Genomic DNA, 25,337 nt, shown 5'->3' on the forward strand with positions numbered 1-25,337 from the left:
TTCTTCGTTACCGCTGTAAAAGATAGCCGGAACGAAGTTGCCCATTTATTCCATGTAATCCCCGGAACGTGCCGCTCCGCCGACGCGTTTCTGCAGCCCCTGGAGGCCTGATTGCGTGAGACGGTAGCTGAGATTATCCAGTTTTTGACGCTTCATTTCGGTGAGGATTTTCGCTCCTACGCTCAAGGGCTCGTGGAAAGAAGGATCCTTGAGCGGACCGCCCAACTCCGGCTTTCCGATGCGGCGGCTTACCTGGACCTGCTGCGGAGCGATCCTGAGGAGCCGTGTCGTCTCGTCCGCATGCTGCGCATCAGGTTCAGCAGCTTCTTTCGCGACCCGTTGCAGTTCGAGCTTCTTCGCTCCCACGTGATCCCTCCCATGCTGCTGCAGGGCAACGGGTACTTTCGGGCCTGGTCCGCGGCGTGTGCCGGCGGCGAGGAAGCCTGTTCCCTTGCGATCATCATCGATGAAACCGCCAAGCTTTTGAACCTGCAGACGAAGGTGCAGATCTTCGCCACCGACATCGCGGAAGACGCGCTGGAAGAGGGGCGCCGTGGACGCTACGCGGCGGGGAGCCTTGGGGGGGTGCCGCTGCAGCGGTTGAATACCTACTTCACTCCGGACGGGGGCGGCCACCGGATCGATCCGTCCATCCTCTCCATGATTACCTATTCGCGCCACGATCTCCTCGATCCGCACACCTATGCGCCGCCCGAATCCCTGTTCGGGGGGTTCGACCTTATCGCCTGCCGCAATTTCCTGATGTACCTGGATCCGGAGGGATACCTGAAGGTCTTCGACAACCTCTTCCGAGCCCTGAACCAGGGGGGGATCTTGATGCTCGGGAAGGCGGAAACGGTGCCAGAGCGGTATCTTCCGCACCTGGATCGCATCTTCGACTGCGGCAACCTATACCGCAAGAAGCAGACCGGGAGGAGCTGATGCCGAGTTTGCTTCGACGTGTCATCCTCACCTTTTTCATCGCACTGTCTCTTTGCGGCTGCTCCTCCAAGGACGAGCGCACCCCCTCCGGGCAAGAGCAGCAGGCAGCCGCAACGTACCAGGGGTACCGCTTCGGCGGCGACGCCGTCCTGGACCTGGGCTCGCAACCGATCACCCTGCCGGAAGCCGCCGTTGCCGAGCTTTTGTCACGCGACAAGACGCTCGAGGAGCGGCTCGCCATGGCCGGCATGGAGCTCAGGGTGCACCCCTTCTTCAAGGGAAAGGACATCGCCGGTTACCTAGCCACCAAGCAGCTCGACGGCGGCATCTTCGCCGACATGCCCACCCTGACGGCCCTTGCCACCGGTAATTTCGTGGTAGTCGCCCAGCTCAAGCAGGGTTTTGCCTCCATCATCTCCAAACGTCCGATGCTCGTGCGCGACCTCAAGGGGCGACGCGTCGCCACCGGCGTAGGTTCAGCCGCACATTTCGCCCTTTTGAGCGCCCTCGAAAGCGAAGGGCTCTCCGAGCGCGACATAAAGCTCGTCCCGATGGAGGTCAGCGAGATGGCGCAGGCGCTCGACAACGAAAGCATCGACGCCTTCAGCGCCTGGGAGCCGACCCCCACCATCGCCCTCGCCCAGCATCCGGAATGGCACCTGATCAACAAGGGGATCAGCTACGGCTTTCTCTGCCTGCGCCGCGAGTTCGTGGCACAGCACCCGGAGCAGGTGCGTGAGCTCGCGGCCTCGGTGGCGCGCGCCTGGATGTGGATGCGCCTTCCCGGGCACCTCGATCAGGTTTCCGGGTGGACCATCTCCACGGCCGGCCGTTTCCAGGGGACGGCGCTGCCGCTCACCGCTCCCCAGGTAAGCGGCCTCGTACGAAACGACCTGTTGAACATCCCGGCCGCCCCGCGCATATCCCCGGCCCTGCTCAGCGAAGAAGGGCTTCTCTACAGGAAGTTCATCTTCCTGAAACAGGCCGGTAAGATCCCGCAGACGACCCCCTGGTCGCGGATACGCGACTCCTTTGACAATGAAAAGCTGCGCAAGGTAATGGCCGAAGGGGAGCGCTTCGCCCTGCAGAGGTTCGATTACCGCAGCTCTGATCCATCGGATGGTGCCAAATGAAAAAAACGTTCTTCCCCACCCTGAAGGGACGCCTTGCCTTCTGGTTCACTACCATCTGCCTGGTGCCCCTGGCTCTCATCACCACCCTGATCTACGTGCAGCGCGTGCGGCTTGCCACCTCGCTCATGCTCGACAAGCTTGCGGCGGTCACCGCGCTGCGCCAGGACCAGATCAACGCGGTCCTCGACAACCTGATCGTCGACGTCACCACGGTGAGCTCCGGGAAAAGCGTGCAGGTTGCCGCCCGCACGCTCCTCGCCGACCGGCACGCCCTGCAGGAATCCGCAGGGGACAGTTTTCCCCTTTTGCGCGGCTACCAGGGGGGATACGAGCCGGTGTCCGACGTCTCCATCGTGGCCGAGGACGGGACCATCCTCTTAAGCACCGATGCCGCGCGGCGCGGCCAGCGCATCGCGCGTCCGGAGATCGCCACCGCGGCACTGCACGACGCGACCCCCATCCTCGGCGAGGCGTACGTGTTCGGCAGCGAGGCGAGTGCAAGCTTCGACCTCGCCGCACCGGTCAAGGGGGAAGGGGCCCCGGTGCGTGCGGTCGTCGTGGTGCGCTACAACCTGCGCAAACTTCTTTCCGTCATCACCGAGAACCGTACCGGCATGGGGCAAAGCGGCGAGGTCGTGCTGGTGAACCGCGAAGCCCAGCCCCTGGTCGGGCTGCGCTTCCTCCCGGACGCCGTCTTGAAGGTCCGTCTCAAGGGGAAGCCGGCCCTCCTGGCGGCCGCAGGGCAAAGCGGCATCGCACGTACCACGGATTACCGCGGCGTCGACGTCCTCTCCGCCTACGCGCACATCCCGCGCACCGGTTGGGGACTCGTCTGCAAGCAGGATTCCGCCGACATCTACACCCCCATCAAGCGGATGTTGTACCTCACCTACGGGTTGAGCGTCTTGATAGCCATCCTCGTCTTTTTCTTGGCATGGCGGCTCGCCAAGGGGATCAGCGCTCCGCTCGTGAAGCTTTCCGATGCGGCTAGCGAGATCCAGGGTGGGGATTACGCCGTGCGGATAGAGCCGGAAGGGACCCTGGAACAGGTCGCCCTCGCCGGTGCCTTCAACGCCATGGCCGGGACCCTGCAGCTGAAGATGGCGGCTCAGGACGCCATGCTGCGCCTGTCGGAACGCCTGGTGGATGCCGCTTCCCTGGACGACTTTTTCCGGCGCCTCCTCCCGGTTTTCTGCGAGATAACAGGGGCGAAGTTGGCGGCGGCCTTCGTGAAGGACGCCGAAGCGGACCACTTCGTCCCTGCCTGCGCCATCGGCGCCGACTGCACCAGGATGCGCCGCTACAGCCGCGCAGGGCTCGAGGGGGAACTCGGCATCCTGCTCGCTTCCCGGCGCATCGCCCGTTACGCCCCCGAGCGGGACGGCTCGTCCCTGCGCCTGCTCACCCCGTTCGGCGAGATCGTCCCGGCGGAGATCGTGACCATCCCGGTCGAGGTGGACGGGGAGCTCTGCGCCTTCATCTCCCTTGCCTGCGACAAGGCCTTCGCCTCATGGGTGCATGAAACCCTGGAGATGGTGCTCATGCCGCTTGGCTCCGCCTACGCCCGCATCCTTGCCGAAGAGGATGTGCACCGCCTCGCCTCCGAGCTTGCCGTCAAGAACGCCGAGCTCACCCAGCAGTCCGAGGAACTGGTGCAGCAGTCGACGGAGCTCGCCCAGCAGTCCGACGAGCTCGCCCGCAGAAACCGCGTGCTGGACCAGCAAAAGCAGCTCCTCGAAGAGGCGACGCGGCTTAAGAGCGAATTCCTCTCGAACATGAGCCACGAACTGCGCACCCCGCTCAACTCGGTGCTGGCACTCACCCGCGTCCTGGCGGTTCAAGGAAGCGAGCGGCTCACCGCGGACGAGAAGGGATATCTATCCATCATCGAGAAAAACGGCAAGCACCTCCTCTCGCTCATAAACGACATCCTCGATCTGGCGAAGATCGAGTCGGGGCGCCAGGACCTCTACCTCGAGGCGGTGGCGCCGGAGCGGATCGCCGCCGAGGTGGTCGACGGGCTCGCGGTCCTGGCCGGCGAAAAGGAGATCGCACTCGAACTCCGTGCGCCCGAGTCCGTTCCCCCCATGGTCGTCGATGTGAAGAAGCTGCGCCAGATGCTGCAAAACCTCGTAGGGAACGCCGTTAAGTTCACGCAGTACGGCTCGGTCACGTTGCGGCTCACGCCGCTTGAGGGGGAGCTCCTTTTCGAGGTGGAGGACACCGGTATCGGCATCGCGCCGCAGTACCTGGACAGCATCTTCCACGAGTTCCGCCAGGCAGACGGCTCCACCTCCCGCTCCTACGAGGGGACCGGGCTCGGCCTTGCCATCGTCAAGAAGACGGCGCGCCTTCTCGGGGGCGACGTGAGTGTTACGAGCGAGCAGGGGAGGGGATCGCTCTTCACCCTGCGCCTGCCGCTTGATTGCAGCCGTGCGGCAGGGCCGGCCCAAAGTGCTCTGGTCGCACCTGCGCAGGCGCCGCCGCACCAGGTGCCTGGGCGTCCCATCCTGGTGGTCGACGATGACCCCGAGGCGGTATCGCTCATCACCGGACACCTCGCGCAGGCCGGCTTCGAGACGCTGACCGCGCTGAACGGCGCCGACGCGCTACGGCTCGCGCGGGCAAGGCATCCTTTCGCCATCACCCTCGACATCATGATGCCCGATATGGACGGGTGGGAGGTGATGCGGGAGCTCAAGGAGCATCCCGACACGGCGGACATCCCGGTGGTGATCATCTCTCTCTCCGAGGACCGCGAAACCGGCGTTGCCCTCGGTGCCGTCGGTGTGATCGCCAAGCCGGTCGGGAAGGAGCAGCTCATGGAGACCTTCGCGCGGCTTGCCGGCGCAGGGTGCCGCCTTGTGCTCGTCGTGGACGACAGCGAGTTCGACCGGTACTTCATCGCCTCCATGTTCAAGGAGCAGGGGCTCGACGTGCTCATGGCCGAGAGCGGGCCGGAGGCTCTCGAGCTCGCCGCTGCCGACCACCCCGATCTGATCACCCTGGACCTGCTCATGCCCGGCATGGACGGCGCGGCGGTCCTCGACCGCTTGAGGTCGAACGAGAACACCGCCGACATCCCGGTGGTGGTGATCACCTCCAAAGAGCTCTCGGCCGTCGAGTTGCAGCGCCTCTCCTCCGGGGTGAGCGCGGTCTTGTCGAAAAACGCCCTCGACCGCGAGGTCGTGCTCGATGAGCTGGTGAAGACCCTGACCAGGCTTGGCTGGCAGCTTCCCGAGCGACGCGGGCCGAAGGGGGCGCGCATCCTCATCGTCGAAGACAGCGAGGCGGCCACCATCCAGCTCCGTTTCGCGCTCGAATCGGCCGGTTTCTGCGTCGATGCCGTTTCCGGTGGGAGGCACGCGCTTACCTACCTGAAGACCCACGTCCCGGACGGGATCATCCTCGACATCATGATGCCCGAGGTGGACGGCTTCGAGGTGCTGGAGGCGGTGCGTTCCTCGAGCCTCACCAAAGAGGTACCCGTGCTCGTGATGACGGCGAAGACCCTTTCTCCCGGGGAGCACGACCGCCTGCGCGAGCTCGCCGTGCGCCACCTCGTGCAGAAAGGGGACGTCGAGCTGCAGGAACTCTTGCGCCGGGTCTACGAGATGCTGGGGGGGGTGACGCTCTTTCGGGGGGAGGCTGCAACGCTTTCTCTTCCGGCCGTCCCCGCCGAGGCGTGCTGGGTTGGAGACGGCTCGCTGCTCGTGATCGAGGACAACCATGACAACCTGACCACCCTGAAGGCGGTACTCGGCACCGGGTACCGTATCATCGAGGCGGTGGATGGCGCCGCCGGGGTCGAAGCCGCGAGACGGTTGCTTCCGTCGCTCATCCTGCTCGACATGCATCTGCCTGTGCTGGACGGCTTCCAGGTGCTGCAGCGCCTGAAAAGGGATCCGGCAACGGCCGCCATCCCGGTCGTGGCGCTTACCGCCAGCGCCATGGCGGGAGATCGTGAAAGGGCCCTTGCCGCCGGGTGCGCTGGGTATCTCTCCAAGCCTTATCAGCCCGAGGAACTGCAGGAACTCGTGGCGCGTTACCTGGCGCCCGCCCAGCTCACCGCGCCCGAGCAGGCCGCACCATGCGAGGAATTGCCCACATGAAGCTCCTCGCCATCGACGACAACCACGACAACCTGCTCACCCTAGGCGCGCTCCTGAAGATATTTCTTCCGGAGGCGAGTCTTATCACCTCGCAGTCGGCCCAGGACGGGATCCGCCGGGCGCGCATGGAGGGGCCGGACGCCATTCTCCTCGACATACAGATGCCGGGTATGGACGGCTTCGAGGCGACCAGGCGCCTGAAGTCGATACCTTCCACCCAGCACATCCCGGTGATCCTCGTGACGGCGCATAGAAGCGATTCCGCCTGCCGCGTAAAGGGGCTCGAGTGCGGCGCCGATGCCTTCCTCTCGAAACCGATCGACGAGGCGGAGCTCGTTGCCCAGATCAAGGCGATGGTGCGCATCAAGCGGGGCGAGGACGCCCTGCGTCGGGAACGCGATTCGCTCGAGGCGCTTGTGGCGCGGCGCACCGGCGAGCTCTTGCTCGCCAACCGGGAGCTCAAGGAGAACCTGGAGCGGCTTGCGCAAAGCGAGGCGCGCTACTCCCGCGCCGTACGGGGCACGAGCGACGGGCTGTGGGATTGGGACCTGAAAAGCGGCGACTACTACTATTCGCCGCGCTGGAAGGAGCTTTTAGGCTTTGCCGACGACGAGCTCGTAAACGAGGCGGATACCTTCTTTTCGCGGCTGCACCCAGATGAAGTCGCGCGGGTGCAGGACGCACTTGATGCGCACTTTTCAGGGCGTTCCCCCTTCGACCTTGAACTGAGGCTCAGGACCAGGGAAGAGGTCTACCTGAAGGTACGCTGCCGCGGACAGGCGGAGTGGAACACCGAGGGTGAGGCCGTGCGCCTCTCCGGAGCGATCACCGACATCACCGAACGGCAGCAGATGGAGGAGCAGCTGCGTCAGTCCCAGAAGATGGAGGCGGTGGGGCAGTTGGCGGGCGGGGTCGCCCATGATTTCAACAACGTCCTCACCGTCATCGCCGGCTACGCGAACATCCTGAAGATGGACCTGCCCGACGACAGCCAACATCTGGAGCTGGTCGAGCAGATCGCCGTGGCGAGCGAGCGCGCCGCGCAGCTTACCCGCGGTCTTTTGGCCTTCAGTCGCAAGCAGGCCATGGCGCCGCAGCAGACCGATGTCGGCGAGATCGTGCGCCGGGTCGAGCAGTTTCTCGTGCGGGTCATCGGAGAGGACATCCAGCTAAAGACTGAGCTGCTTCCGGAGCGGCTCCCGGTCTTCGTCGATCTCGGCCAGATCGAACAGGTGCTCATCAACCTGGCCGCCAACGCGCGCGACGCGATGCCGCGCGGGGGGACCTTCGCCATCGCCACCGGCCTCCAGGAAGCCGGCGCAGGGGGGGCACAGGCCGTCATCATCGTCTCCGATACCGGGAAGGGGATGGACGAGGAGACCCGCAACAGGATCTTCGAGCCCTTCTTCACCACGAAGGAGGTAGGGAAGGGGACCGGGCTCGGCATGGCCATCGTCTACGGCATCATCCAGCAGCACAAGGGGAGCATCCGCGTAAGCAGCACCCCCGGGTACGGGACGACCTTCACCATCGAGCTCCCCCTTCTCACGGTGGAGACCTCCCTTGGCCAGAACCTGGTGGCGCCGTTTGAGCCGCCGAGCGGTACGGAGACCATCCTCGTGGCCGAGGACGACCCGAGCGTGCGCAACCTGGTGGAAATGGTGCTGACCAAGCACGGCTACCAGGTGATCCTCGCGGACGACGGACAGGAGGTCGTCGAGCGTTTCGCCCTGCACCAAAACGGCATCGGCCTCGTACTGATGGACATCATCATGCCGCGCAAAAACGGCATAGACGCCTTCGATGAGATAAGGAAGGTGCGCCCCGACGCGAAGGTGCTGTTCACCTCGGGTTACACCGCGGACTTCATCCAGAGTCGCGGCATGCAGGAGGGGGTCGAGCTGATCATGAAACCGGTACAGCCGTTGGAGCTGCTGCGCAGGGTGAGGGAGGTGCTCGAGCGTTAAATCACCCAGCCGGATAAGCCTCTCTAACATTAAAATTATTTTTTCTTATTTTTTTTGCCCTCCATTTCCATCCTTTTTCCCTCTGCCCGTCATCATTAATTTTCCTACAACTCTTTGAATCTAGGGCTATTACCCTAGCCGTGCAGGCGCCTTGTGGCGTCTTTTTTTTTATTCAATTTACCGAATAATACGATTTCTGTGTGGAATGGTTGCTGCTGAATTAGGGTAAACCGCCTAGTGGGGAATTTCCGGTTATCCTACAAGCTGGTGCTGCTCGCTCATTAAGAGTGCGAAATCACGGAGGTTTGACGGGTATGGTCCCACCCGGTAAAACCTGGCGGTGGCAAGGGACTATTTCAAAGCTGAGTGGTTTACCCCAATGGCTGGGCGTTTTCCCTCAGCACTACACAAAGGAGGTAGTAAAGATGAGAAAGTTGTTCGCAGCACTCACCTGCCTCGCCATGCTCCTGGCACTCTCCGTGCCGGCAGCCCTGGCAGGTAGACCGGTGGCCGACAAGACCGCGCCGACCACCACCGCTTCACCGCTGGGCGGCACCTTCACCAGCGCCGTTACCGTGACCCTCTCGGTCAACGAGGCGGCCACCACGTACTACACGACGGACGGCACCACCCCGACGACCGGTTCCACCGTGTACGGCGCTCCGCTCACCTTCAGCGCCACCACCACGCTGAAGTACTTCTCCAAGGATACCGCCGGTAACCTGGAAACGGTGAAGTCGCAGACCTACACCATCTCCGGTGGTGGCACCACCACTCACTCCACGCTGACCTGGAGCGGGTACTCCATGTGCTCCACCTGCCACACGAGCCAGGCCCAGGCGATGTACCAGGGCGTGCACTACCAGTGGAAAGGCTCCGCGGCGGAGATGACCACCGGCCCGACCACCCAGGGCAAAATGGATGCCACCGACGGCTCCTCCGCACTGAACGCCTACTGCATCAACATCCAAGGCAACTGGGGCCCCTGCGGCGCCTGCCACGCGGGTACCGGTGCGAAACCGGTCGCGACCAACAACCCGAGTGCCGCGCAGCTTGCCTCCATCGACTGCCTCATGTGCCATGCCGACGCCACCAACGCTCCCTACAGCCGCGTGCGTAACGCTACCACCGGCCTCTTCGAGCCGGCAGCCGGTCTCGACATGAACCTCGTGGTCCAGAAGGCCGGCCAGAAGCCGACCCGCAAGAACTGCCTCGGCTGCCACGCGAAAGCAGGCGGCGGCGACGCCGTGAAGCGCGGCGACATCGCGCTTGCCTCCGGCACCACCTCCGACGTCCTTTACGACACCCACATGGCGATGGGTAACGGCGGCAACATCCAGTGCCAGGGTTGCCACACCTTCACCGGGCACCGTGTAGCCGGTCGCGGCTCCGACCTCAGGCCCGAAGACAGCACCCTCGAGGTCACCTGCTCCACGAGCGCGTGCCACCCGACCAAGACCACCGCGACCGGTCACGTGACGGCTGCCGTGAACGACCACATCTCCCGCATCGCCTGCCAGACCTGCCACATCAACAAGTACGCGAAAAACGCGAACGACACCGCCAACACCGAGGCGACCGAGACGAACCGCAACTGGCAGGTTGGCGAGTGGAACGCGACCCTGAACCGCTACGAGCCGATGCCGACCAAGGCCAACGACCTGATCCCCAAGTACGCCTTCTGGAACGGCACCTCCTGGGGTAACAACGCCCTCAACGCCGCCGTGCTCGACAGCGCAACCGGCGCTTACAAGATCTCCCGCCCGGTGGGCGCCATCACGGACCCGGTCGGTACCAAGCTTTACCCCTTCAAGTACAAGACCGCCAACCAGGCCCTTGCCAACGGCAAAGTGGTCACCATCTCCACCGCCACCTTCTTCGCCACCGGCAACTACGACCAGGCCGTGAAGGATGGCATGGTGTACATGGGGCTTCCGAGCACCACCGCGTACAGCACCGTCACCACCGACGAGCTGCAGGTGCTGAACCACCAGGTACCGCCCGCGACCGGCAACGTCCTTGCCTGCGCCGCGTGCCACCCGAACGCTTCTGCCACCCAGCTTAAGCTGATCACCAACATGGGCTACACCCTCAAGGCCGCCCAGTCTGTGGTCTGCGCCCAGTGTCACACGCTGAAGGCGTACTCCGGCGACTACGTGTCCTTCCACGGTCGCCATGTTGACACCCGCGGCAACGACTGCTCCTGGTGCCACACCTTCTCCCGTCCGGAGAAGGGGCTGAAACTTCCCTAGCAGCAACTCAACCGGCGGGGGCGATCGAAAGATCGCCCCCGTTCTTGTGCTCGCCCTTGAGTTTCTTCCCACGCCGTCGCCGTCGTATGACCCGAGATACATCCGCAGCTTTGAATAATTAGATTTTCTGTTGGAATGATTAGTGCTGTTTAACTTAGCATGTTGAGGTCCTTGCCATTCAATGTTTCGTTTTCCGTACGGGTAGGAGGGGGATCCCCGCGTTATCACAAGTTTTTGTTGAAAAGGGGATCGAGTAGGTGCCGCATGCCGTGAGTTCACGAGCTGGGGGGGATTGCCCAACGGGTGGGACATTTCACCCAGCCATAGCCAAAAGGAGGAGACAACGAAATGATGAAAAAATTGTTCGCAGTACTCACCTGTCTGGCCATGGTGTTGGCCCTGTCCGTCCCGATCGCCCTGGCGGGCAGACCGGTAGCCGACAAGACCGCGCCGACCACCACCGCTTCACCGCTGGGCGGCACCTTCACCAGCGCTGTCACCGTGACCCTCGCGGTCAACGAGGCGGCCACCACGTACTACACGACGAACGGCTCCACCCCGAGCACCGGTTCCACCGTGTACAGCGCGCCGCTCACCTTCAGCGCCACCACCACGCTGAAATACTTCTCCAAGGATACCGCCGGTAACCTGGAGACGGTGAAGTCGCAGACCTACACCATCTCAGGTGGGACCTCGACCCATGCTACGCTGACCTGGACCGGCTACTCCATGTGCTCCACCTGCCACACAAGCCAGGCCCAGGCGATGTACCAGGGCGTGCACTACCAGTGGAAAGGTTCCGCGGCCGAGATGACCACCGGCCCGACCACCCAGGGGAAGATGGACGCCACCGACGGCTCTTCCGCACTGAACGCCTACTGCATCAACATCCAGGGGAACTGGGGCCCCTGCGGCGCCTGCCACGCGGGTACCGGCGCGAAACCGGTCGCGACCGCCAACCCGAGTGCCGCGCAGCTTGCCTCCATCGACTGCCTCATGTGCCATGCCGACGCCACCAACGCTCCTTACAGCCGCGTGCGTAACGCCACCACCGGCCTCTTCGAGCCGGCCGCCGGTCTCAACATGAACCTCGTCGTGCAGAAGGCGAACCAGAAGCCGACCCGCAAGAACTGCCTCGGCTGCCACGCGAAAGCGGGCGGCGGCGACGCCGTGAAGCGCGGCGACATCGCGCTTGCCTCCGGCACCACCTCCGACGTCCTTTACGACACCCACATGGCGATGGGCAACGGCGGCAACATCCAGTGCCAGGGGTGCCACACCTTCACCGGGCACCGCGTCTCCGGTCGCGGTTCCGACCTCAGGCCCGAGGACAGCACCCTCGAGGTGACCTGCTCCACGAGCGCCTGCCACCCGACCAAGACCACCGCAACCGGCCACGTAACGACCGCGGTGAACGACCACATCTCCCGCATCGCCTGCCAGACTTGCCACATCAACAAGTACGGCAAGAACGCAAACGACACCGCCGCCACCGAGGCGACCGAGACGAACCGCAACTGGCAGGTGGCCGAGTGGAACGCGACTCTGAACCGCTACGAGCCGATGCCTACCAAGGCAAACGACCTGATCCCCAAGTACGCCTTCTGGAACGGCACCTCCTGGGGTAACAACGCCCTAAACGCCGCCGTGCTCGATGCAGCCACCGGCGCGTACAAGATCTCCCGTCCGGTCGGCGCCATCACCGATCCCGCAGGGACCAAGCTTTACCCCTTCAAGTACAAGACCGCCAACCAGGCCCTTGCCAACGGCAAGGTGGTCACCATCTCCACCGCCACCTTCTTCGCCACCGGTAACTACGACCAAGCGGTTAAAGACGGCATGGTGTACATGGGCCTTCCGAGCACCACCGCGTACAGCACCGTCACCACCGATGAGCTGCAGGTGCTGAACCACCAGGTGCCGCCGGCAACCGGCAACGTCCTTGCCTGCGCCGCATGCCACCCGAACGCTTCGGCCACCCAGCTCAAGCTGATCACCAACATGGGCTACGCCCTTAAGGCCGCCCAGTCCGTGGTCTGCATCCAGTGCCACACGCTGAAGGCCTACTCCGGTGACTACGTTTCCTTCCACGGTCGCCACGTCGACACCCGCGGCAACGACTGCTCCTGGTGCCATAGCTTCTCGCGTCCCGAGAAGGGACTCAAGATGCCGTAATGCCTTATACCTTCAACCTACGTCTGTCTGGTGGGTGCCCTTACGGGCACCCGCCACATCTGTTCAAGCCGTTGCTGCCTGACCTCCTTGAGGTCGTTGCAGGCGGCGCCGGCCACATGCGTTGCATCAACTGCAATCCGAGTATCTGTGAAAAGGGAGGGAAAGATGTTCTGTTTCACCAAGCGTCTGCTTCTTGTCGTTTTGCTTGCCTGCGTGTCGTTGGGTGTCCCACCCAAAGCCCATGCCGCTGAACCCGGTAGTTACACCGTCGAGATCGCCGATGTCAGCAACAGCGGCGAACTGGCCGCATCACTCAAGGAGAAGGGATACGCCGCCTCGGTACCAGCTAAAAACATGTGGGTGGTGGACCAGCAGAGTAACTGCGCCGTCTGGATCGGCAGGAACGTTCCGCTCGACATGCTGCGCGTCGTCATCCCCGAGGCGATCAAGTCGAACCCTTATCTGAAATTCTTCTACGTTGTCGGGGACCGCGGTGAGAAGCCGCCGCAGTCGGTGGACAACACGGTGCATGTCGGGGGAAGCATTGAGGCGGCCCTGGTGAAAAAGTTGAACGTCATCGACCAGAAGGACATGCTTTCCGCTCTGAACAAAGCATCGGACCTTGCTGCGCTGCACCAGTACCTGCACGAGAAGAACAAGCCGGTAAAGGATGAGAAGGACAAGGATAAGGCAGCCCCCTAGATTCCTCTGGCTCTGCACCTGACCCAAAAGAGACCGCTCCGCACAGACGTGGGTGGTCTCTTTTATTGGGTGCGGACGGATCTGCTGCCAAACCGCGGCTATGCTTGACGCTGATGTCGCCGCCGGGTAGACTTGCCGGGTTCAATGATTTCAGCACGATGGTCGTCTTGGCACCTACGAAGGCGACCTCGGCACTTCAGGGGGGAGTGTGGAAGAGAAAGAATGGTCGCCCGCGACACTGCTTGAGACTTCCGGAAGCTACTGGAGTACCTGTACCCTCCACGCCGGTGTGAAACTGAACGTCTTCACACCCCTATCCGCCGCGCCGTCCTCCGCTCTCAGGCTTGCTGAAGAGAGCGGCTGCGACAGCCGTGCTCTCGCCATGCTGCTCGATGCCCTGGCGGCACTGGGGCTTCTCGAAAAGAGGGGAGGGGAGTACCTCGCCACCCCCTTCGCGGCAAAGTTCCTGTCCCGCACCTCACCCGACTACCTCGGGCACATCATCATGCATCACCATCACCTGGTGAACGGGTGGAGCAGGCTCGACGAAGCCGTGCAGACCGGCCATCCCGTGCGGGAGCGCGTCTCCCACGAGGATGTCGAGAGCGCAAGGGAAAGCTTCCTCATGGGGATGTTCAACTTAGCCCAGATGATCGCACCGAAGATCGTGCCGCAGATCGACCTCAGCGGCCGCAGGCGCCTGATGGATCTGGGCGGTGGTCCCGGCACCTACGCGATACATTTCTGCCGGCAAAATCCGGGACTCGACGCCGTCATATGCGATCTTCCGACCACGCGCGGTTTCGCAGAGCAGACCGTCGCCCGCTTCGAACTTTCCGAGCGCATCGGCTTCATCGCCGTTGATTTCGAGCAGGACGACCTGCCCGGCGGGTTTGACGTCGCCTGGCTTTCCCATGTGCTGCACGGCATCGGTCCCGAAGCCTGCCAGAGCGTGCTGAAAAAGGCGGTCGCGGCGCTTGAACCGGGAGGGATGATCCTGGTACAGGAGTTTATCCTCGACGATACGAGGGATGCCCCGGTTTTCCCGGTGCTGTTCTCACTGAACATGCTGCTTGGCACCCCGGACGGGCAGTCCTACAGCGAGAGCGAGCTCTTCGGGATGCTCGAGTCGGCTGGAGCAAAGGGGGTGCGCCGCCTGCCCATCGAGCTTCCCAACGGTGCCGGCGTGGTCGCCGGTATTGTCTCCTGACAGGTCCCCGGCTCAGCGTGCCGGTGTAACGTCTTGGTGGACTCGGGGTGACGTCCCGATTGGAGGGTGTATGGAAGAGAAGAAACCTTCAGCCGCCGGAACAAGTCTGATTCTGCCGTTTTTCGCCGCTGCATGTGCCGCCTGCGCCTTCCTGCTGCTATTCACGTCCGGCCCTGGCGCAAGGCTGAACCTGTGGAATTTCAGGACCGGGTTCACCATGATAAAAGCTGCCGGCTACATCGGTTTCGGCTGCGCCGTGCTCGCCCTGGCGTCCTCTGTCGTGTCGGTCCGGCGGCGGCACTTCAAGGGGATCTTCATCTCCTTGCTGGCCCTCATCGTGGCGTTGTTTGCCTTCGCCATTCCGCTTTACTGGAATTTCCAGGCGCAAAGCTACCCGCGCATCCACGACATCAGCACCGACCTTAGCAACCCGCCTCATTTCGTGGCCATCAGCAGCGCGCGTGGCGCTGGGGTCCGGTATGGCGGGTTCGACGTCGCGACACAGCAGTTGAAGGCCTATCCCGATCTCAAGACCGTGGTGCTGTCGATGCCTGCGGACGAGGCCTACAAAAGGGCGCTTTTGATCGCGCGGGAGTTGAAGTGGACCTTGGTGGCCGAGCGTCCGGCGGAGTGGATCATCGAGGCAACCGACACGACGCGCTGGTTTGGTTTCAAGGACGATATCGCGATAAGGATCGTGCCGGCCGGCGACCGATCCCTCCTCGACGTCCGCTCGGTTTCGAGGGTCGGTATCAGCGATGTCGGGACTAACGCGAAGAGGATCAGGGCCTTCCTGGCGAAGATGGCGCCCGCCGCCAGATAAAAAGATGCCGCGACCGTAGCGTCACGCGGTCGCGGCATCTTTGCAATGTAATGGTTCCTGCGCTCAAGCGTGGGAACGCCTGGCCGGGGATGCTGCGTCCATCCCTCGGTTTTTTCACCCCACGCTGCTGTCTTATCCCACCCCGTCAGTACCGCTCGAACCCCTGATCGCGCTCCTCCATATCGAGGTCGGCCCCGGAATAGGTGAGTTTCTGGCTGGAACCAGACTTGCCTTGTGTCTGGGCGGGCGTCTTTCTGACGGGCGGTTTTGCGGGGGGGACGCGCCGTCCGGCGCCTTGTTTGCCGCTCCCTTCACCCGCAGTCAGCTGCAAGATTGCGCTCTGCAACTGGTCTGCCTGGGTCGAAAGCTCTTCGGAGGTGCTCGCCATCTCCTCGGCGGCCGACGCGTTCTGCTGGATTACCTGGTCGAGCTGCTGGATCGCCTTGTTGATCTGCTGGACGCCGGTGTCCTGCTCCTTGCACGACGCCGTGATCTCCTGGACGAGCTCCGATGTCTTCTGGATGTTCGGCAGCATCTCTGCCAGCATCTCGCCGGCCTTGTCCGCCACCTCCACGCTTGCCTGGGATAGGCTGGAGATCTCGGCAGCCGCCTTTTGCGAACGTTCCGCGAGCTTTCTCACTTCGCTTGCCACGACCGCGAACCCCTTGCCGTGCTCGCCAGCCCTTGCCGCTTCGATGGCTGCATTCAAGGCGAGGAGGTTGGTCTGCCGAGCGATTTCCTCGATGATGGAAATTTTCCCCGCGATCTCCTTCATGGCCTGGACCGTCTTGGTGACGGCCTCGCCGCTTTCCTTCGCGTCGGCCGCCGTTTTAAGGGCGATCTTCTCCGTCTGCAGGGCGTTATCCGCGTTCTGCCGCACGTTTGCGGACATCTCTTCCATCGAAGACGACGCCTCTTCCGCAGCACTTGCCTGCTCGGTGGCCCCCTGCGACAGTTCTTCTGCACCCTGCGACATCTGCAGGCTGCCGGACGATACGTTGTTGGCTGCGTCAAGCACCTCGGCGACGACGGCTCGAACGGAACGGATGATGAAGAGTGCGACGAAGACCACGATGGCTATCACCACCGCAGCGGAAACGATGGCAAGGATCAGCGAGGATTTCTTTATGGCGACCGCTTCCTTGCTCCCCTTGTCTGACATTGAAAGGTTGTATTGGAGATGCGCTTCGAAAACGTCGTCGGCTTTCTTGCTGACTGAGCGGTTATGCGAGAAATAGTCACGCGCCTCTTCGTTCTTGTTCGCGCGGGACAGGGAGAGGATCTTGTCGGTGAAGGCGTACAATTCGGCGACCGCGGCACGGTCGTTCGCCAACAGTTGCCGGTCCTTGTCGTCGACGAGCAACTGATCGTAATCCTTCAGCGCCTTTTCCAGTTCGTCTTTCTCGGTCTGAACCGACCTGTCGAGCTCCGCCATCCTGCCTGCGTCGGTGTTCAGGACGTGGGTAAGGGTCCAGGTCTGCAGGTTGCGCATAGCCGTAGAAGCCCGCCCGAGAGCTACCAGGCTCGGTACCGTGTTGACGTTGCCAAAATTGGCGGCGGTATAGACCCTCCCGGTTTGAAACTCGTTGAAGATGGTGAGTCCCAGCATCCCCATGACCGCGACGACCAACAGCAGGAACAACCTCTTAGATATAGACATGGGCCAACTCCTTTTTCCGGCACCTTAGCCGGATAGTTGCAATAGCCCTTGGCTTATCGGCACTGTTTACAATTACTTAAGCGGAAAGGCGAAGGCCTGCTCGCGCCGTCATCGGCCTTTATGCCGGTTCTTCTCAGTTCTCCGAATCGGCAAGGATCTCCTCGCCGTATTTCCCCGGGTGGTATCCCCCCTTGTTGGTCGACATCTTGCTCCTCTCTACCCTGATCGGTCTTACCTTGTCGCTTTTGACCTGCATCGAATATTCGATGTCGGTGTCGGCATCCCCGTAATAGATCCTCGCTCCGGTTTTCTCCAGGTACGGAGTCTTCGACTGCTCGTTGGTGCAAAAGACCTGAGAAGTGAGCGCGAACAGCCTGTTCATGCGCTTCTGGATCACCTCCGCATCGTCGTCATAGCAGTTTCGCTTGGTGATGAAGACGATGGTGTCGCCACGACGCTTGTGCATAGCGATCAGCTCCTCACCTGCTTTCTTCTTCATGCTGAACTTGTCCAGGTACTGGTTCAGGTCCTTGCGGAACTGAGGGCTCGCCAGATAATCGGCGCCGTAGCGGTTAGTGCCGCCAGGGCCTTCTCCGTTATTGGCCCCGTAGTAGTAGGCAGGGGTGGAAAAGAGCACGGTGTCGTCAATGTCGAAACCGGCGACGATGGGAGTGGCAGGTAGGCTTTTTTCCAGTCCTTGAAGGGTGACGTACCGCGTAGTTGCCGCACCAGCGCTGCTGCCAAATGCACTGACCAGCACAAACGACACTATTGCCGCATGGATTCTTCTCATGGCAGATCTCCTTGGGGTTTTCCTGTTGCAGGATTCCTATAGCGTCGGAGGTTCATGTGGTGGGAGTGGAGCTAGAATGCCTCGTGCTGCGGACTAACCAGGCACCTTATGAGGTTGAGGTAGATCCTGGTTAGCGTATCCGCTTCTTCCGTACAAATGGTATCCAGGTTGCCTGCGATGGCCTTCCAGTCGGCCGCTACGTAAAAGGCACGGCGGTACTCGGTGAGCGGCAGCACGTGTGTAAAATCCCCGGATATAGTGGACTCGCTGCTCAGTTCGGATACGGTGCTGAAGAATGGGAAACACACGAAAACTTTGATCTCACCACGCTTTGCAAGCTCCCTGATTCTCAGGTCGTAAGGCGTCTCCAGCGGGAAAGCATGCTCCATCATCTGCAGGAACTTCTCCATGCTGCGCTTGTTGATGAAGTAGGAGTTGGTGCCTGCGAATTCCCATGACCCGATGTCGAAAAAGGAGAGTGAGCCGCTGGCGGAAAGCTTTTGATAGCTTTCGTGCAGATATTTGAAGAGGTAGAGGTCCGGCGGCAGGAAGATGTCGGTCATCAGCAGATCCCACTCCTCATCCTGCTTCAGTTCGACGAACTTCTCAAGGACCCGGCCGATGTGGGGGTGCAGCACTGCGTCGTCTTCGACGATGTGGACATGCCGGCTGCTTCCCAGCTGACCCTTGATGATGCTCAGGTGACTAAGCGTGCATCCCAACACCCCCGAACCGGGAACGGCCTCGGGACCGTAGGTGATGGAACGGCCGTCGATGGCGGAGAAACGCTGGTAGCAGCCGGCAAGACCGCTCTCCTCCAACCGCTGCTCCAGGCTTTCTCTTCTTTGCACGTCGCGGTCAAGATTGATGTAGAAGCCGTTGTACATATTCCCGTCCCGTATCAGTTCATCCGAGGTAATGGTTCTCTATTCCCCTTGGTTAAAATTACCGGCCGCACAGTACGGTCTTGATGGTGTCGTAGATTTCTCTCGCTTCGAAAGGTTTTTTCAGCACGCCCTTAGCGCCAACTTTCAGCACGGCCTGCGTGTCGCTGGCGCAGTCCGAGGCGCTGCTTGTCAGGACATTCGCACTCCGGTCGATGGCGAGGATCTCACGCGTGGCGTCGATGCCGTTTTTCTCAGGCATATACACGTCCATTATGGTGATGTGCGGTCGGTGGGTGAGGTATTGGCGCACCGCCTGTCTGCCATCTGTCGCCTCCCCAACCACGGTGAAACCTATCTTCTCAAGTGTCTCCCGCAGTGAGTCACGGAAAAAAGACTCATCGTCAACGATAAGTATCCGTACGTCTTTCAAAGCCATGGCATATGCCTCCGTTCGTGACAATTGAAAACCGCAATATGTATATGTGGGTTGGCTGGCCGGATCATAGCACCAGGGTTAATGTGGAACAACGAAAAAGTTCACAGGGAGGACTTCTATGACCAAGTGTCCTCCTGATGAAGAGCGCTTCCAGTCTATGGACCGCTCATTGTGCCGCTATTTTAAGCGCGCCGCATAATGCGAGGTCAGCCTGCGCATCACGCCAAGTCATCCCGACCTAAGCACTCCTTTGCTCCCAAAACGTTCTTTTCTGCTATTTCACCAAGAACGGCACTCGTACCGCCCCCTCCCTTTACGGTAGGGGGATGGGGGTGGGTGAAGCCGCAAACAGCAGAAATGATAGCCTCTTCCCCCACCCCAGTACCCCCTCCCGCAAGGGGAGGGGGCGACCCGAGGCACGAAATTGAGGTGTGCGCGTCTGCCCGTATACCGAAGTCTCGCATTCATCTGGCACAGCTCCTGCTCAAAGGCATGTTCAGGTTGCGGTTGACGCAGCTTCCGGGCAACGGCGCCCGTCACGCTTTGACAGGGGGCGCATGTTCCCCGGAAGGAGGCGACATGGGTGAGGAAGTGAAGGTACGTATCGGCGACACTACCCTGCGCGACGGCGAGCAGACCGCGGGTGTTGTGTTCAGCGCACGCGAGAAGATTGCCATCGCCCGGCATCTGGACGCCATGGGGGTCCACGAACTGGAATGCGGCATTCCGGCGATGGGGGAAGAAGAAAGGGCGTCGATCAGGGCGCTCGTAGACTTGGGGCTGTCGGCGCGGCTCATCACCTGGAACCGCGCGGTGATACCGGACATCGAGGCGAGCCTTGCCTGCGGTGTCGAAGCCGTCGACATCTCCCTCTCCGTTTCGGACATCATGATCCAGCACAAGATCAATAAAACGAGGGAGTGGGTGAAGGAGCAGTTGAAGCGGGCTCTCGATTTCGCCAAGGCGAAGGGGCTCTACGTCTGCGTGGGAGGAGAGGATGCAAGCCGCGCCGACGGTGATTTCCTGATTGAGCTTCTCTCCATCGCCCGTGCGCACGGCGCCGACCGTTTCCGCTTCTGCGACACCCTGGGCGTCCTGGAACCGTTCGGGATGTTCGAGAAGGTAGCGCGGCTCACCGCTGCTGTGCCGGAGCTTGAGATCGAGGTGCACACGCACAACGACCTTGGGCTCGCCACGGCGAATGCCCTGGCCGGGGTGAGGGGAGGGGCACGCAGCATCAGTACCACGGTGAACGGTCTCGGAGAGCGGGCGGGGAACGCGGCTCTTGAAGAGGTGGTGATGGCGCTCAAGGTGGCCTGCGGCATAGACGTCGGTATCGACACGAGACGCTTCCGTGGCGTCTCCCGGCTCGTCGGGCGCGCCTCGAACCGTGAGGTCCCGGCTTGGAAAGCGGTGGTGGGGGAGAAGGTGTTCGCGCACGAGTCCGGACTGCACGCGGACGGGGTTTTGAAGGATCCGCGTAACTACGAGCTCTTCGCACCGGAGGAGGTGGGGCTCACGCGGCACATCGTCGCCGGTAAACATTCCGGCACGAACGGGATCGTCGAGAGTTACCGCCAGATCGGTATCCCCATTTCGAGGGAGGAGGCGCAGGAACTCATGGAAAAGGTGCGCAGCACCGCGCAGCGCATCAAGGGCCCCCTGGCCCCCCGGGACCTGTTGAAGCTGCACGAGGGTCGCGCCGTCTCGCTGGCGGCATAACTGCTTGATTGATCTGAACAAGGCAACTCCGCCCCTGTCCCCCCTTTGCGGGAAGCGCGCTACGGGGGGCAGGCTTCCCCTTCGTAAAGAGGGGGAAGCTAGGGATCGTGTAGCACTTCGTAGTGAGCAGCCACAGAAGTCCCAAAAGTCGCCAATGAAGGGTGCACAATAGTTAGGCAGCTGCCCCGGTATACAACTTCGAAGGCGGCAGAAGAAGCACACGCAATCGGCAAAACCCTGTAACAGCTACATGTTACAACTTGGCACGGTAGCTGCTAATAGTAAGACAACAACCGAATAAAGGATACGACGTCGTATCCCGTCGAGAGTTTTGGCAAAGGCGCCCACGTTAGCAGTAACGGAGCGCCTTTTTTTTATTTAGGGCCCCCGCAAATCAAACGAGCCCCGCATCGCAGCCCGCCCCGAACAGGAGCATGCCAGGTGCCAGGTTTGCCGGATAGGCCGGCGACGGTGACTAAGCGCTCCAGCCTGAGGGTGGACGCGGTCGGCGGGGCAACCAAAAGGAGAGGAAGACATGAGACAGATCGCGATTTACGGCAAGGGCGGCATCGGCAAATCCACCACCACACAGAACACCGTGGCAGGCCTCGCCTCCATCGGCAAGAAGGTAATGATCGTAGGCTGCGATCCCAAAGCGGACTCCACCCGCCTCATCCTGCACGCGAAGGCGCAGTCCACCGTCATGGACCTCGTGCGCGAACTCGGCACGGTGGAGGATCTGGAGCTTGAGGATGTGATGAAGGTCGGCTATGGCGACGTGAAGTGCGTCGAGTCCGGCGGACCGGAGCCGGGTGTCGGCTGTGCGGGGCGCGGCGTCATCACCGCCATCAACTTCCTCGAGGAGAACGGGGCCTACACACCGGACCTCGACTTCGTCTTCTACGACGTTTTGGGCGACGTCGTCTGCGGCGGCTTCGCGATGCCTATCCGCGAAGGGAAGGCGGAAGAGATCTACATCGTCTGCTCCGGCGAGATGATGGCCATGTACGCCGCCAACAACATCGCCAAGGGGATCCTGAAATACGCCTCCTCCGGCAAGGTGAGGCTCGCCGGCCTGATCTGCAACGCGAGAAAGACGGACAAGGAGTACGAACTGATCGACGCTCTGGCCAAGAAGCTCGGCACCCAGATGATCCACTTCGTCCCCCGCGACAACCAGGTGCAGCGCGCCGAATTGCGCAGGATGACCGTCATCGAGTATTCCCCGGAACACCCGCAGGCCAACGAGTACCGCACCCTTGCCCAGAAGATCGCAGACAACAAGATGCTGGTGGTCCCGACCCCGCTCGAGATGGAGGAGTTGGAAGACCTGCTCATGGAGTTCGGCATCATGGAGGCCGAGGACGAGAGCATCGTGGGCGTGGCCGAGGCGGCAGCGGTCTAATTCGGGAAGGGGCGGCCGGCGCCGCCCCTTAAAAGGAGCCAGATATGTCTAAGGAAACAAAGAAGAAGGTAGACTGTATCACCATGGAGTCGACGCAGGCGATGATCGACGCCGCCATGGAGATCTATCCCGATAAAGCGAAGAAGAAGAGGGCGCCGCATCTCGCCCCGAACGCGGGGGAGGGGGCCTGCGTCAAGAGCAACCGCAAGACCGTCCCCGGCATCATGAGCGCCCGTGGTTGCGCCTATGCCGGTGCCAAAGGGGTTGTCTGGGGTCCGATCCGCGACATGGTGCACGTCTCCCACGGTCCGGTCGGCTGCGGCTGGTACTCCTGGGGCACGCGCAGAAACCTCGTCACCGGCGTGAACGGCGTCTCCCAGTTCGCCATGCAGTTCACCTCGGACTTCCAGGAGAAAGACATCGTCTACGGCGGCGACAAGAAGCTCAGGACCCTTCTCGAGGAAGCCCACGAGCTCTTCCCGCTCGCCAAGGGGATCTCGGTGCTCTCCGAGTGCCCGGTAGGCCTCATCGGTGACGACATCAACTCGGTGGCGAAGACTGCCTCGAAGGATCTCGACATCCCGGTCATCCCCTGCAACTGCGAGGGGTTCCGCGGCGTGTCCCAGTCGCTTGGCCACCACATCTCCAACGACACCATCCGCGACCACATCATCGGCACCCGTGAGTTCCGCGAGCCGGCGAGCCCGTACGACATCGCCCTGATCGGCGACTACAACATCGGCGGCGACGTCTGGAGCGTTAAACCTCTGCTTGAGGAAATAGGGCTCAACGTCAAGGCGGTGTGGACTGGTGACGGCGAACTCGAAAAGATCGCGGCGACCCACACGGTGAAGCTGAACCTGATCCACTGCTACCGCTCCATGAACTACATGTGCCGCGTCATGGAAGAGAAGTACGGCATCCCCTGGGTCGAGTTCAACTTCTTCGGCCCGACCAAGATCCGCGAGAGCCTGAGAAAGATCGCCGAGTACTTCGACGACTACATCAAGGAGAGGGTGGAGGCGGTCATCGCCAAGTACGACCCGATCATGCAGGCGGTCATCGACGAGTATCGGCCGCGCTTGGAAGGTAAGACGGTAATGCTCTACGTCGGCGGCCTGCGCCCCCGTCACACCGTGAACGCCTACGCGGACCTTGGCATGACCGTGGTCGGTTCCGGTTACGAGTTCGCCCACGGCGACGACTACGAGAGGACCTCCCCCGAGATGCCCGAGGCGACCGTCATCTACGACGACGCCTCCGAACACGAGCTCGAGCAGTTCGTAAACGAGCTGCGCCCCGACCTGGTCGGCTCCGGGATCAAGGAGAAATACCTGTTCCAGAAAATGGGGATCCCGTTCCGGCAGATGCACTCCTGGGATTACTCCGGTCCTTACCACGCCTACAACGGTTTCCCGATCTTCGCCCGCGACATCGACATGGCGGTGAACAGCCCGACATGGAAACTCGTGAACGCACCCTTCTAGAACACAAACCAGACCTACCGCCGTGTGACGGATTAGTCTCCGGCCGAAAGGAGCAATACTATGACTGCAGAAGCTGCCGTGAAATACGTCACCGAGATACCCGAAGAGGAAGTGAGCCGGGTTTCCGAGTGGATCAATAGCGAGGAGTACAAGGAGAAGAACTTCGCCCGCCAGGCGCTGGTGATCAACCCGGCCCACGCCTGTCAACCGCTGGGTGCGGAGCTCGCCGCGCACGGTTTCGAGGGGACGCTCCCCTTCGTGCACGGCTCCCAGGGATGCGCCTCCTACTACCGTTCCACCTTCAACCGTCACTTCCGCGAGCCGGCGCCGGCCGTGTCAGATTCCATGACCGAGGACGGCGCGGTGTTCGGGGGACAGAACAACCTGCACGAAGGGCTGGAAAACGCCTACACCATCTACAAGCCTAAGATGATGGCGATCTTCACCTCGTGCATGCCGGAGGTCATCGGCGACGACCTGACCGCGTTCATCAAGAACGCGAGGAACAAGGGAATCGTGCCGCAGGACTACCCGCTCCCCTATGCCAACACCCCGAGTTTCAACGGCTCGCACGTTCACGGCTACGACGCGATGCTCCTCTCCATTCTGCAGACCCTCACCGAGGGGAAGAAGATCGAGGGGCGCTGCACCGGTAAGTTGAACCTCATTGCCGGGTTCGACGCCAACACCGGCAACTACCGCGAGTACAAGAGGATCCTGAAGGAGATCGGCATCCCGTACACGCTGCTTGCCGACATCTCCGAATCCTTCGATTCCCCGCTCGACGGCACCTACCGCGCCTATCCGGGCGGCACGCCGCTCGAGGATGCGGCCGATTCCATCAACGGGAAGGTGACCCTTACCGTCGCTCCCTACGCGAGCGCCAAGACCTTCAACTGGATCAAGGACAACTTCTCCGGGAAGCACATCTCCATGCCGACCCCGTTCGGCGTTGAAAAGACCGACCAGCTCCTGATGACCCTCGCAAAGGAATTCGGCAAGCCGATCCCCGAATCCCTGAAGGCGGAGAGGGGGCGCGCCGTCGACGCCATGACCGACGCGCACCAGTACATCCACGGCAAGAAGTTCGCCCTCTACGGCGACCCCGACTACCTGATAGGGTACGTCACCTTCCTTCTGGAGATGGGTGCGCGTCCGTACCACATCCTCTGCAGCAAGGGGACTAAGAAGCTCGAGAAAGAGCTGCAGGCGCTCCTCGACGGCTCTCCCTACGGCGCCGGGTGCAAGATCTACATCAACAAGGACCTCTGGCATATGCGGAGCCTCCTCATGACCGATCCGGTCGACGCCGTCATCGGCGATACCCACGGCAAGTTCATGGCCCGCGACGCCAAGGTGCCGCTGTTCCGCTTCGGCTTCCCGATCTTTGATCGCGTGAACCTGCACCGCATGCCGCTCATCGGTTACCAGGGCGCCATCAACATGCTCACCACCATCTGCAACAAGTTCATCGACATCCGTGACGAGACCTGCGACGACCGCAACTTCGAGATGATGAGGTAACCCGGTATCTCCCCCGGCCCCCTCCCTTCAGAGGCCTGTGACGTAACGCCTCGGTCTAGGAAGGTGGGGCCGGGGGGATTTGCCTTGGTTGGACCCACAGCCAGCCC

17 protein-coding genes are annotated in these 25,337 nt (G+C 61.9%); 13 read left to right on the forward strand and 4 right to left on the reverse strand.

Annotation, left to right across the window (positions count from 1 at the left end; translation table 11 throughout):
- Positions 1–111: 111 nt before the first annotated feature.
- The 9 genes from E8K79_RS01880 to E8K79_RS01920 all read left to right on the forward strand — a co-directional run bounded on the left by E8K79_RS01880 (position 112) and on the right by E8K79_RS01920 (position 15,316).
- Positions 112–942 carry a CheR family methyltransferase gene (locus E8K79_RS01880; protein ID WP_135869865.1) on the forward strand — a complete coding sequence of 277 codons (831 nt, stop codon included), beginning with the start codon at positions 112–114 and terminating at the stop codon, positions 940–942.
- Positions 942–2,075, forward strand: a complete 1,134-nt coding sequence (locus E8K79_RS01885; RefSeq protein ID WP_136513230.1) for an NrtA/SsuA/CpmA family ABC transporter substrate-binding protein — start codon at positions 942–944, stop codon at positions 2,073–2,075. Before E8K79_RS01880 ends, E8K79_RS01885 begins: the two co-directional genes overlap by 1 nt.
- Complete coding sequence (locus E8K79_RS01890) at positions 2,072–6,187, forward strand: response regulator (RefSeq protein WP_136513231.1); 4,116 nt, start codon at positions 2,072–2,074, stop codon at positions 6,185–6,187. Before E8K79_RS01885 ends, E8K79_RS01890 begins: the two co-directional genes overlap by 4 nt.
- Positions 6,166–8,154 (forward strand): response regulator, encoded by a 1,989-nt coding sequence (locus E8K79_RS01895; RefSeq protein ID WP_246043667.1) that lies wholly within the window; start codon positions 6,166–6,168, stop codon positions 8,152–8,154. Before E8K79_RS01890 ends, E8K79_RS01895 begins: the two co-directional genes overlap by 22 nt.
- A gap of 425 nt (positions 8,155–8,579) precedes the next feature.
- A complete protein-coding gene (locus tag E8K79_RS01900) occupies positions 8,580–10,406 on the forward strand; it encodes a chitobiase/beta-hexosaminidase C-terminal domain-containing protein (protein WP_136513232.1) in 1,827 nt (608 codons plus the stop codon).
- A 348-nt stretch (positions 10,407–10,754) separates the two neighbouring features.
- Entirely contained in the window at positions 10,755–12,581 is a 1,827-nt protein-coding gene (locus E8K79_RS01905; protein ID WP_246043668.1) for a chitobiase/beta-hexosaminidase C-terminal domain-containing protein, read from the forward strand.
- A 165-nt stretch (positions 12,582–12,746) separates the two neighbouring features.
- Positions 12,747–13,283 (forward strand): hypothetical protein, encoded by a 537-nt coding sequence (locus tag E8K79_RS01910; RefSeq protein WP_136513233.1) that lies wholly within the window; start codon positions 12,747–12,749, stop codon positions 13,281–13,283.
- A gap of 208 nt (positions 13,284–13,491) precedes the next feature.
- Positions 13,492–14,493 carry a methyltransferase gene (locus tag E8K79_RS01915; RefSeq protein WP_136513234.1) on the forward strand — a complete coding sequence of 334 codons (1,002 nt, stop codon included), beginning with the start codon at positions 13,492–13,494 and terminating at the stop codon, positions 14,491–14,493.
- A gap of 70 nt (positions 14,494–14,563) precedes the next feature.
- Positions 14,564–15,316 (forward strand): DUF1499 domain-containing protein, encoded by a 753-nt coding sequence (locus E8K79_RS01920; protein ID WP_136513235.1) that lies wholly within the window; start codon positions 14,564–14,566, stop codon positions 15,314–15,316.
- A 145-nt stretch (positions 15,317–15,461) separates the two neighbouring features.
- Here the strand turns inward: E8K79_RS01920 and E8K79_RS01925 are convergent, their stop codons facing one another.
- From E8K79_RS01925 to E8K79_RS01940, 4 genes are all read right to left on the reverse strand, one after another.
- On the reverse strand, positions 15,462–16,976 hold the full coding sequence (locus E8K79_RS01925; protein ID WP_136513236.1) for a HAMP domain-containing methyl-accepting chemotaxis protein: 1,515 nt from the start codon (positions 16,974–16,976) through the stop codon (positions 15,462–15,464).
- A 133-nt stretch (positions 16,977–17,109) separates the two neighbouring features.
- On the reverse strand, positions 17,110–17,769 hold the full coding sequence (locus E8K79_RS01930) for an HAD family acid phosphatase (protein WP_136513237.1): 660 nt from the start codon (positions 17,767–17,769) through the stop codon (positions 17,110–17,112).
- Positions 17,770–17,840: 71 nt separating this feature from the next.
- On the reverse strand, positions 17,841–18,656 hold the full coding sequence (locus tag E8K79_RS01935) for a glycosyltransferase family 25 protein (RefSeq protein WP_136513238.1): 816 nt from the start codon (positions 18,654–18,656) through the stop codon (positions 17,841–17,843).
- A gap of 58 nt (positions 18,657–18,714) precedes the next feature.
- On the reverse strand, positions 18,715–19,092 hold the full coding sequence (locus E8K79_RS01940) for a response regulator (protein ID WP_136513239.1): 378 nt from the start codon (positions 19,090–19,092) through the stop codon (positions 18,715–18,717).
- 579 nt (positions 19,093–19,671) lie between these two features.
- Between E8K79_RS01940 and nifV the strand changes: the two genes are divergently transcribed.
- From nifV to nifK, 4 genes are all read left to right on the forward strand, one after another.
- Positions 19,672–20,814, forward strand: coding sequence for a homocitrate synthase (nifV, locus tag E8K79_RS01945; protein ID WP_136513240.1), 1,143 nt, complete (start codon positions 19,672–19,674; stop codon positions 20,812–20,814).
- 535 nt (positions 20,815–21,349) lie between these two features.
- Positions 21,350–22,219 (forward strand): nitrogenase iron protein, encoded by an 870-nt coding sequence (gene nifH, locus E8K79_RS01950; RefSeq protein WP_135870026.1) that lies wholly within the window; start codon positions 21,350–21,352, stop codon positions 22,217–22,219.
- 44 nt (positions 22,220–22,263) lie between these two features.
- Positions 22,264–23,706, forward strand: a complete 1,443-nt coding sequence (gene nifD / locus E8K79_RS01955) for a nitrogenase molybdenum-iron protein alpha chain (RefSeq protein WP_136513241.1) — start codon at positions 22,264–22,266, stop codon at positions 23,704–23,706.
- Positions 23,707–23,766: 60 nt separating this feature from the next.
- Positions 23,767–25,230 (forward strand): nitrogenase molybdenum-iron protein subunit beta, encoded by a 1,464-nt coding sequence (nifK, locus tag E8K79_RS01960; RefSeq protein ID WP_136513242.1) that lies wholly within the window; start codon positions 23,767–23,769, stop codon positions 25,228–25,230.
- Positions 25,231–25,337: the final 107 nt, after the last annotated feature.

The sequence above is a fragment of the Geomonas edaphica genome (assembly GCF_004917075.1).
Classification (GTDB): domain Bacteria; phylum Desulfobacterota; class Desulfuromonadia; order Geobacterales; family Geobacteraceae; genus Geomonas; species Geomonas edaphica.

Bases quoted from the DNA above. Each gene is read 5' to 3' on its own strand.
- E8K79_RS01885 (WP_136513230.1), top strand. From the start codon at position 942: ATGCCGAGTTTGCTTCGACGTGTCATCCTCACCTTTTTCATCGCACTG.
- E8K79_RS01890 (WP_136513231.1), top strand. From the start codon at position 2,072: ATGAAAAAAACGTTCTTCCCCACCCTGAAGGGACGCCTTGCCTTCTGG.
- E8K79_RS01895 (WP_246043667.1), top strand. From the start codon at position 6,166: ATGCGAGGAATTGCCCACATGAAGCTCCTCGCCATCGACGACAACCAC.
- E8K79_RS01900 (WP_136513232.1), top strand. From the start codon at position 8,580: ATGAGAAAGTTGTTCGCAGCACTCACCTGCCTCGCCATGCTCCTGGCA.
- E8K79_RS01905 (WP_246043668.1), top strand. From the start codon at position 10,755: ATGATGAAAAAATTGTTCGCAGTACTCACCTGTCTGGCCATGGTGTTG.
- E8K79_RS01910 (WP_136513233.1), top strand. From the start codon at position 12,747: ATGTTCTGTTTCACCAAGCGTCTGCTTCTTGTCGTTTTGCTTGCCTGC.
- E8K79_RS01920 (WP_136513235.1), top strand. From the start codon at position 14,564: ATGGAAGAGAAGAAACCTTCAGCCGCCGGAACAAGTCTGATTCTGCCG.
- E8K79_RS01925 (WP_136513236.1), bottom strand. From the start codon at position 16,976: ATGTCTATATCTAAGAGGTTGTTCCTGCTGTTGGTCGTCGCGGTCATG.
- E8K79_RS01930 (WP_136513237.1), bottom strand. From the start codon at position 17,769: ATGAGAAGAATCCATGCGGCAATAGTGTCGTTTGTGCTGGTCAGTGCA.
- E8K79_RS01935 (WP_136513238.1), bottom strand. From the start codon at position 18,656: ATGTACAACGGCTTCTACATCAATCTTGACCGCGACGTGCAAAGAAGA.
- E8K79_RS01940 (WP_136513239.1), bottom strand. From the start codon at position 19,092: ATGGCTTTGAAAGACGTACGGATACTTATCGTTGACGATGAGTCTTTT.
- nifV (WP_136513240.1), top strand. From the start codon at position 19,672: ATGGGTGAGGAAGTGAAGGTACGTATCGGCGACACTACCCTGCGCGAC.
- nifH (WP_135870026.1), top strand. From the start codon at position 21,350: ATGAGACAGATCGCGATTTACGGCAAGGGCGGCATCGGCAAATCCACC.
- nifD (WP_136513241.1), top strand. From the start codon at position 22,264: ATGTCTAAGGAAACAAAGAAGAAGGTAGACTGTATCACCATGGAGTCG.
- nifK (WP_136513242.1), top strand. From the start codon at position 23,767: ATGACTGCAGAAGCTGCCGTGAAATACGTCACCGAGATACCCGAAGAG.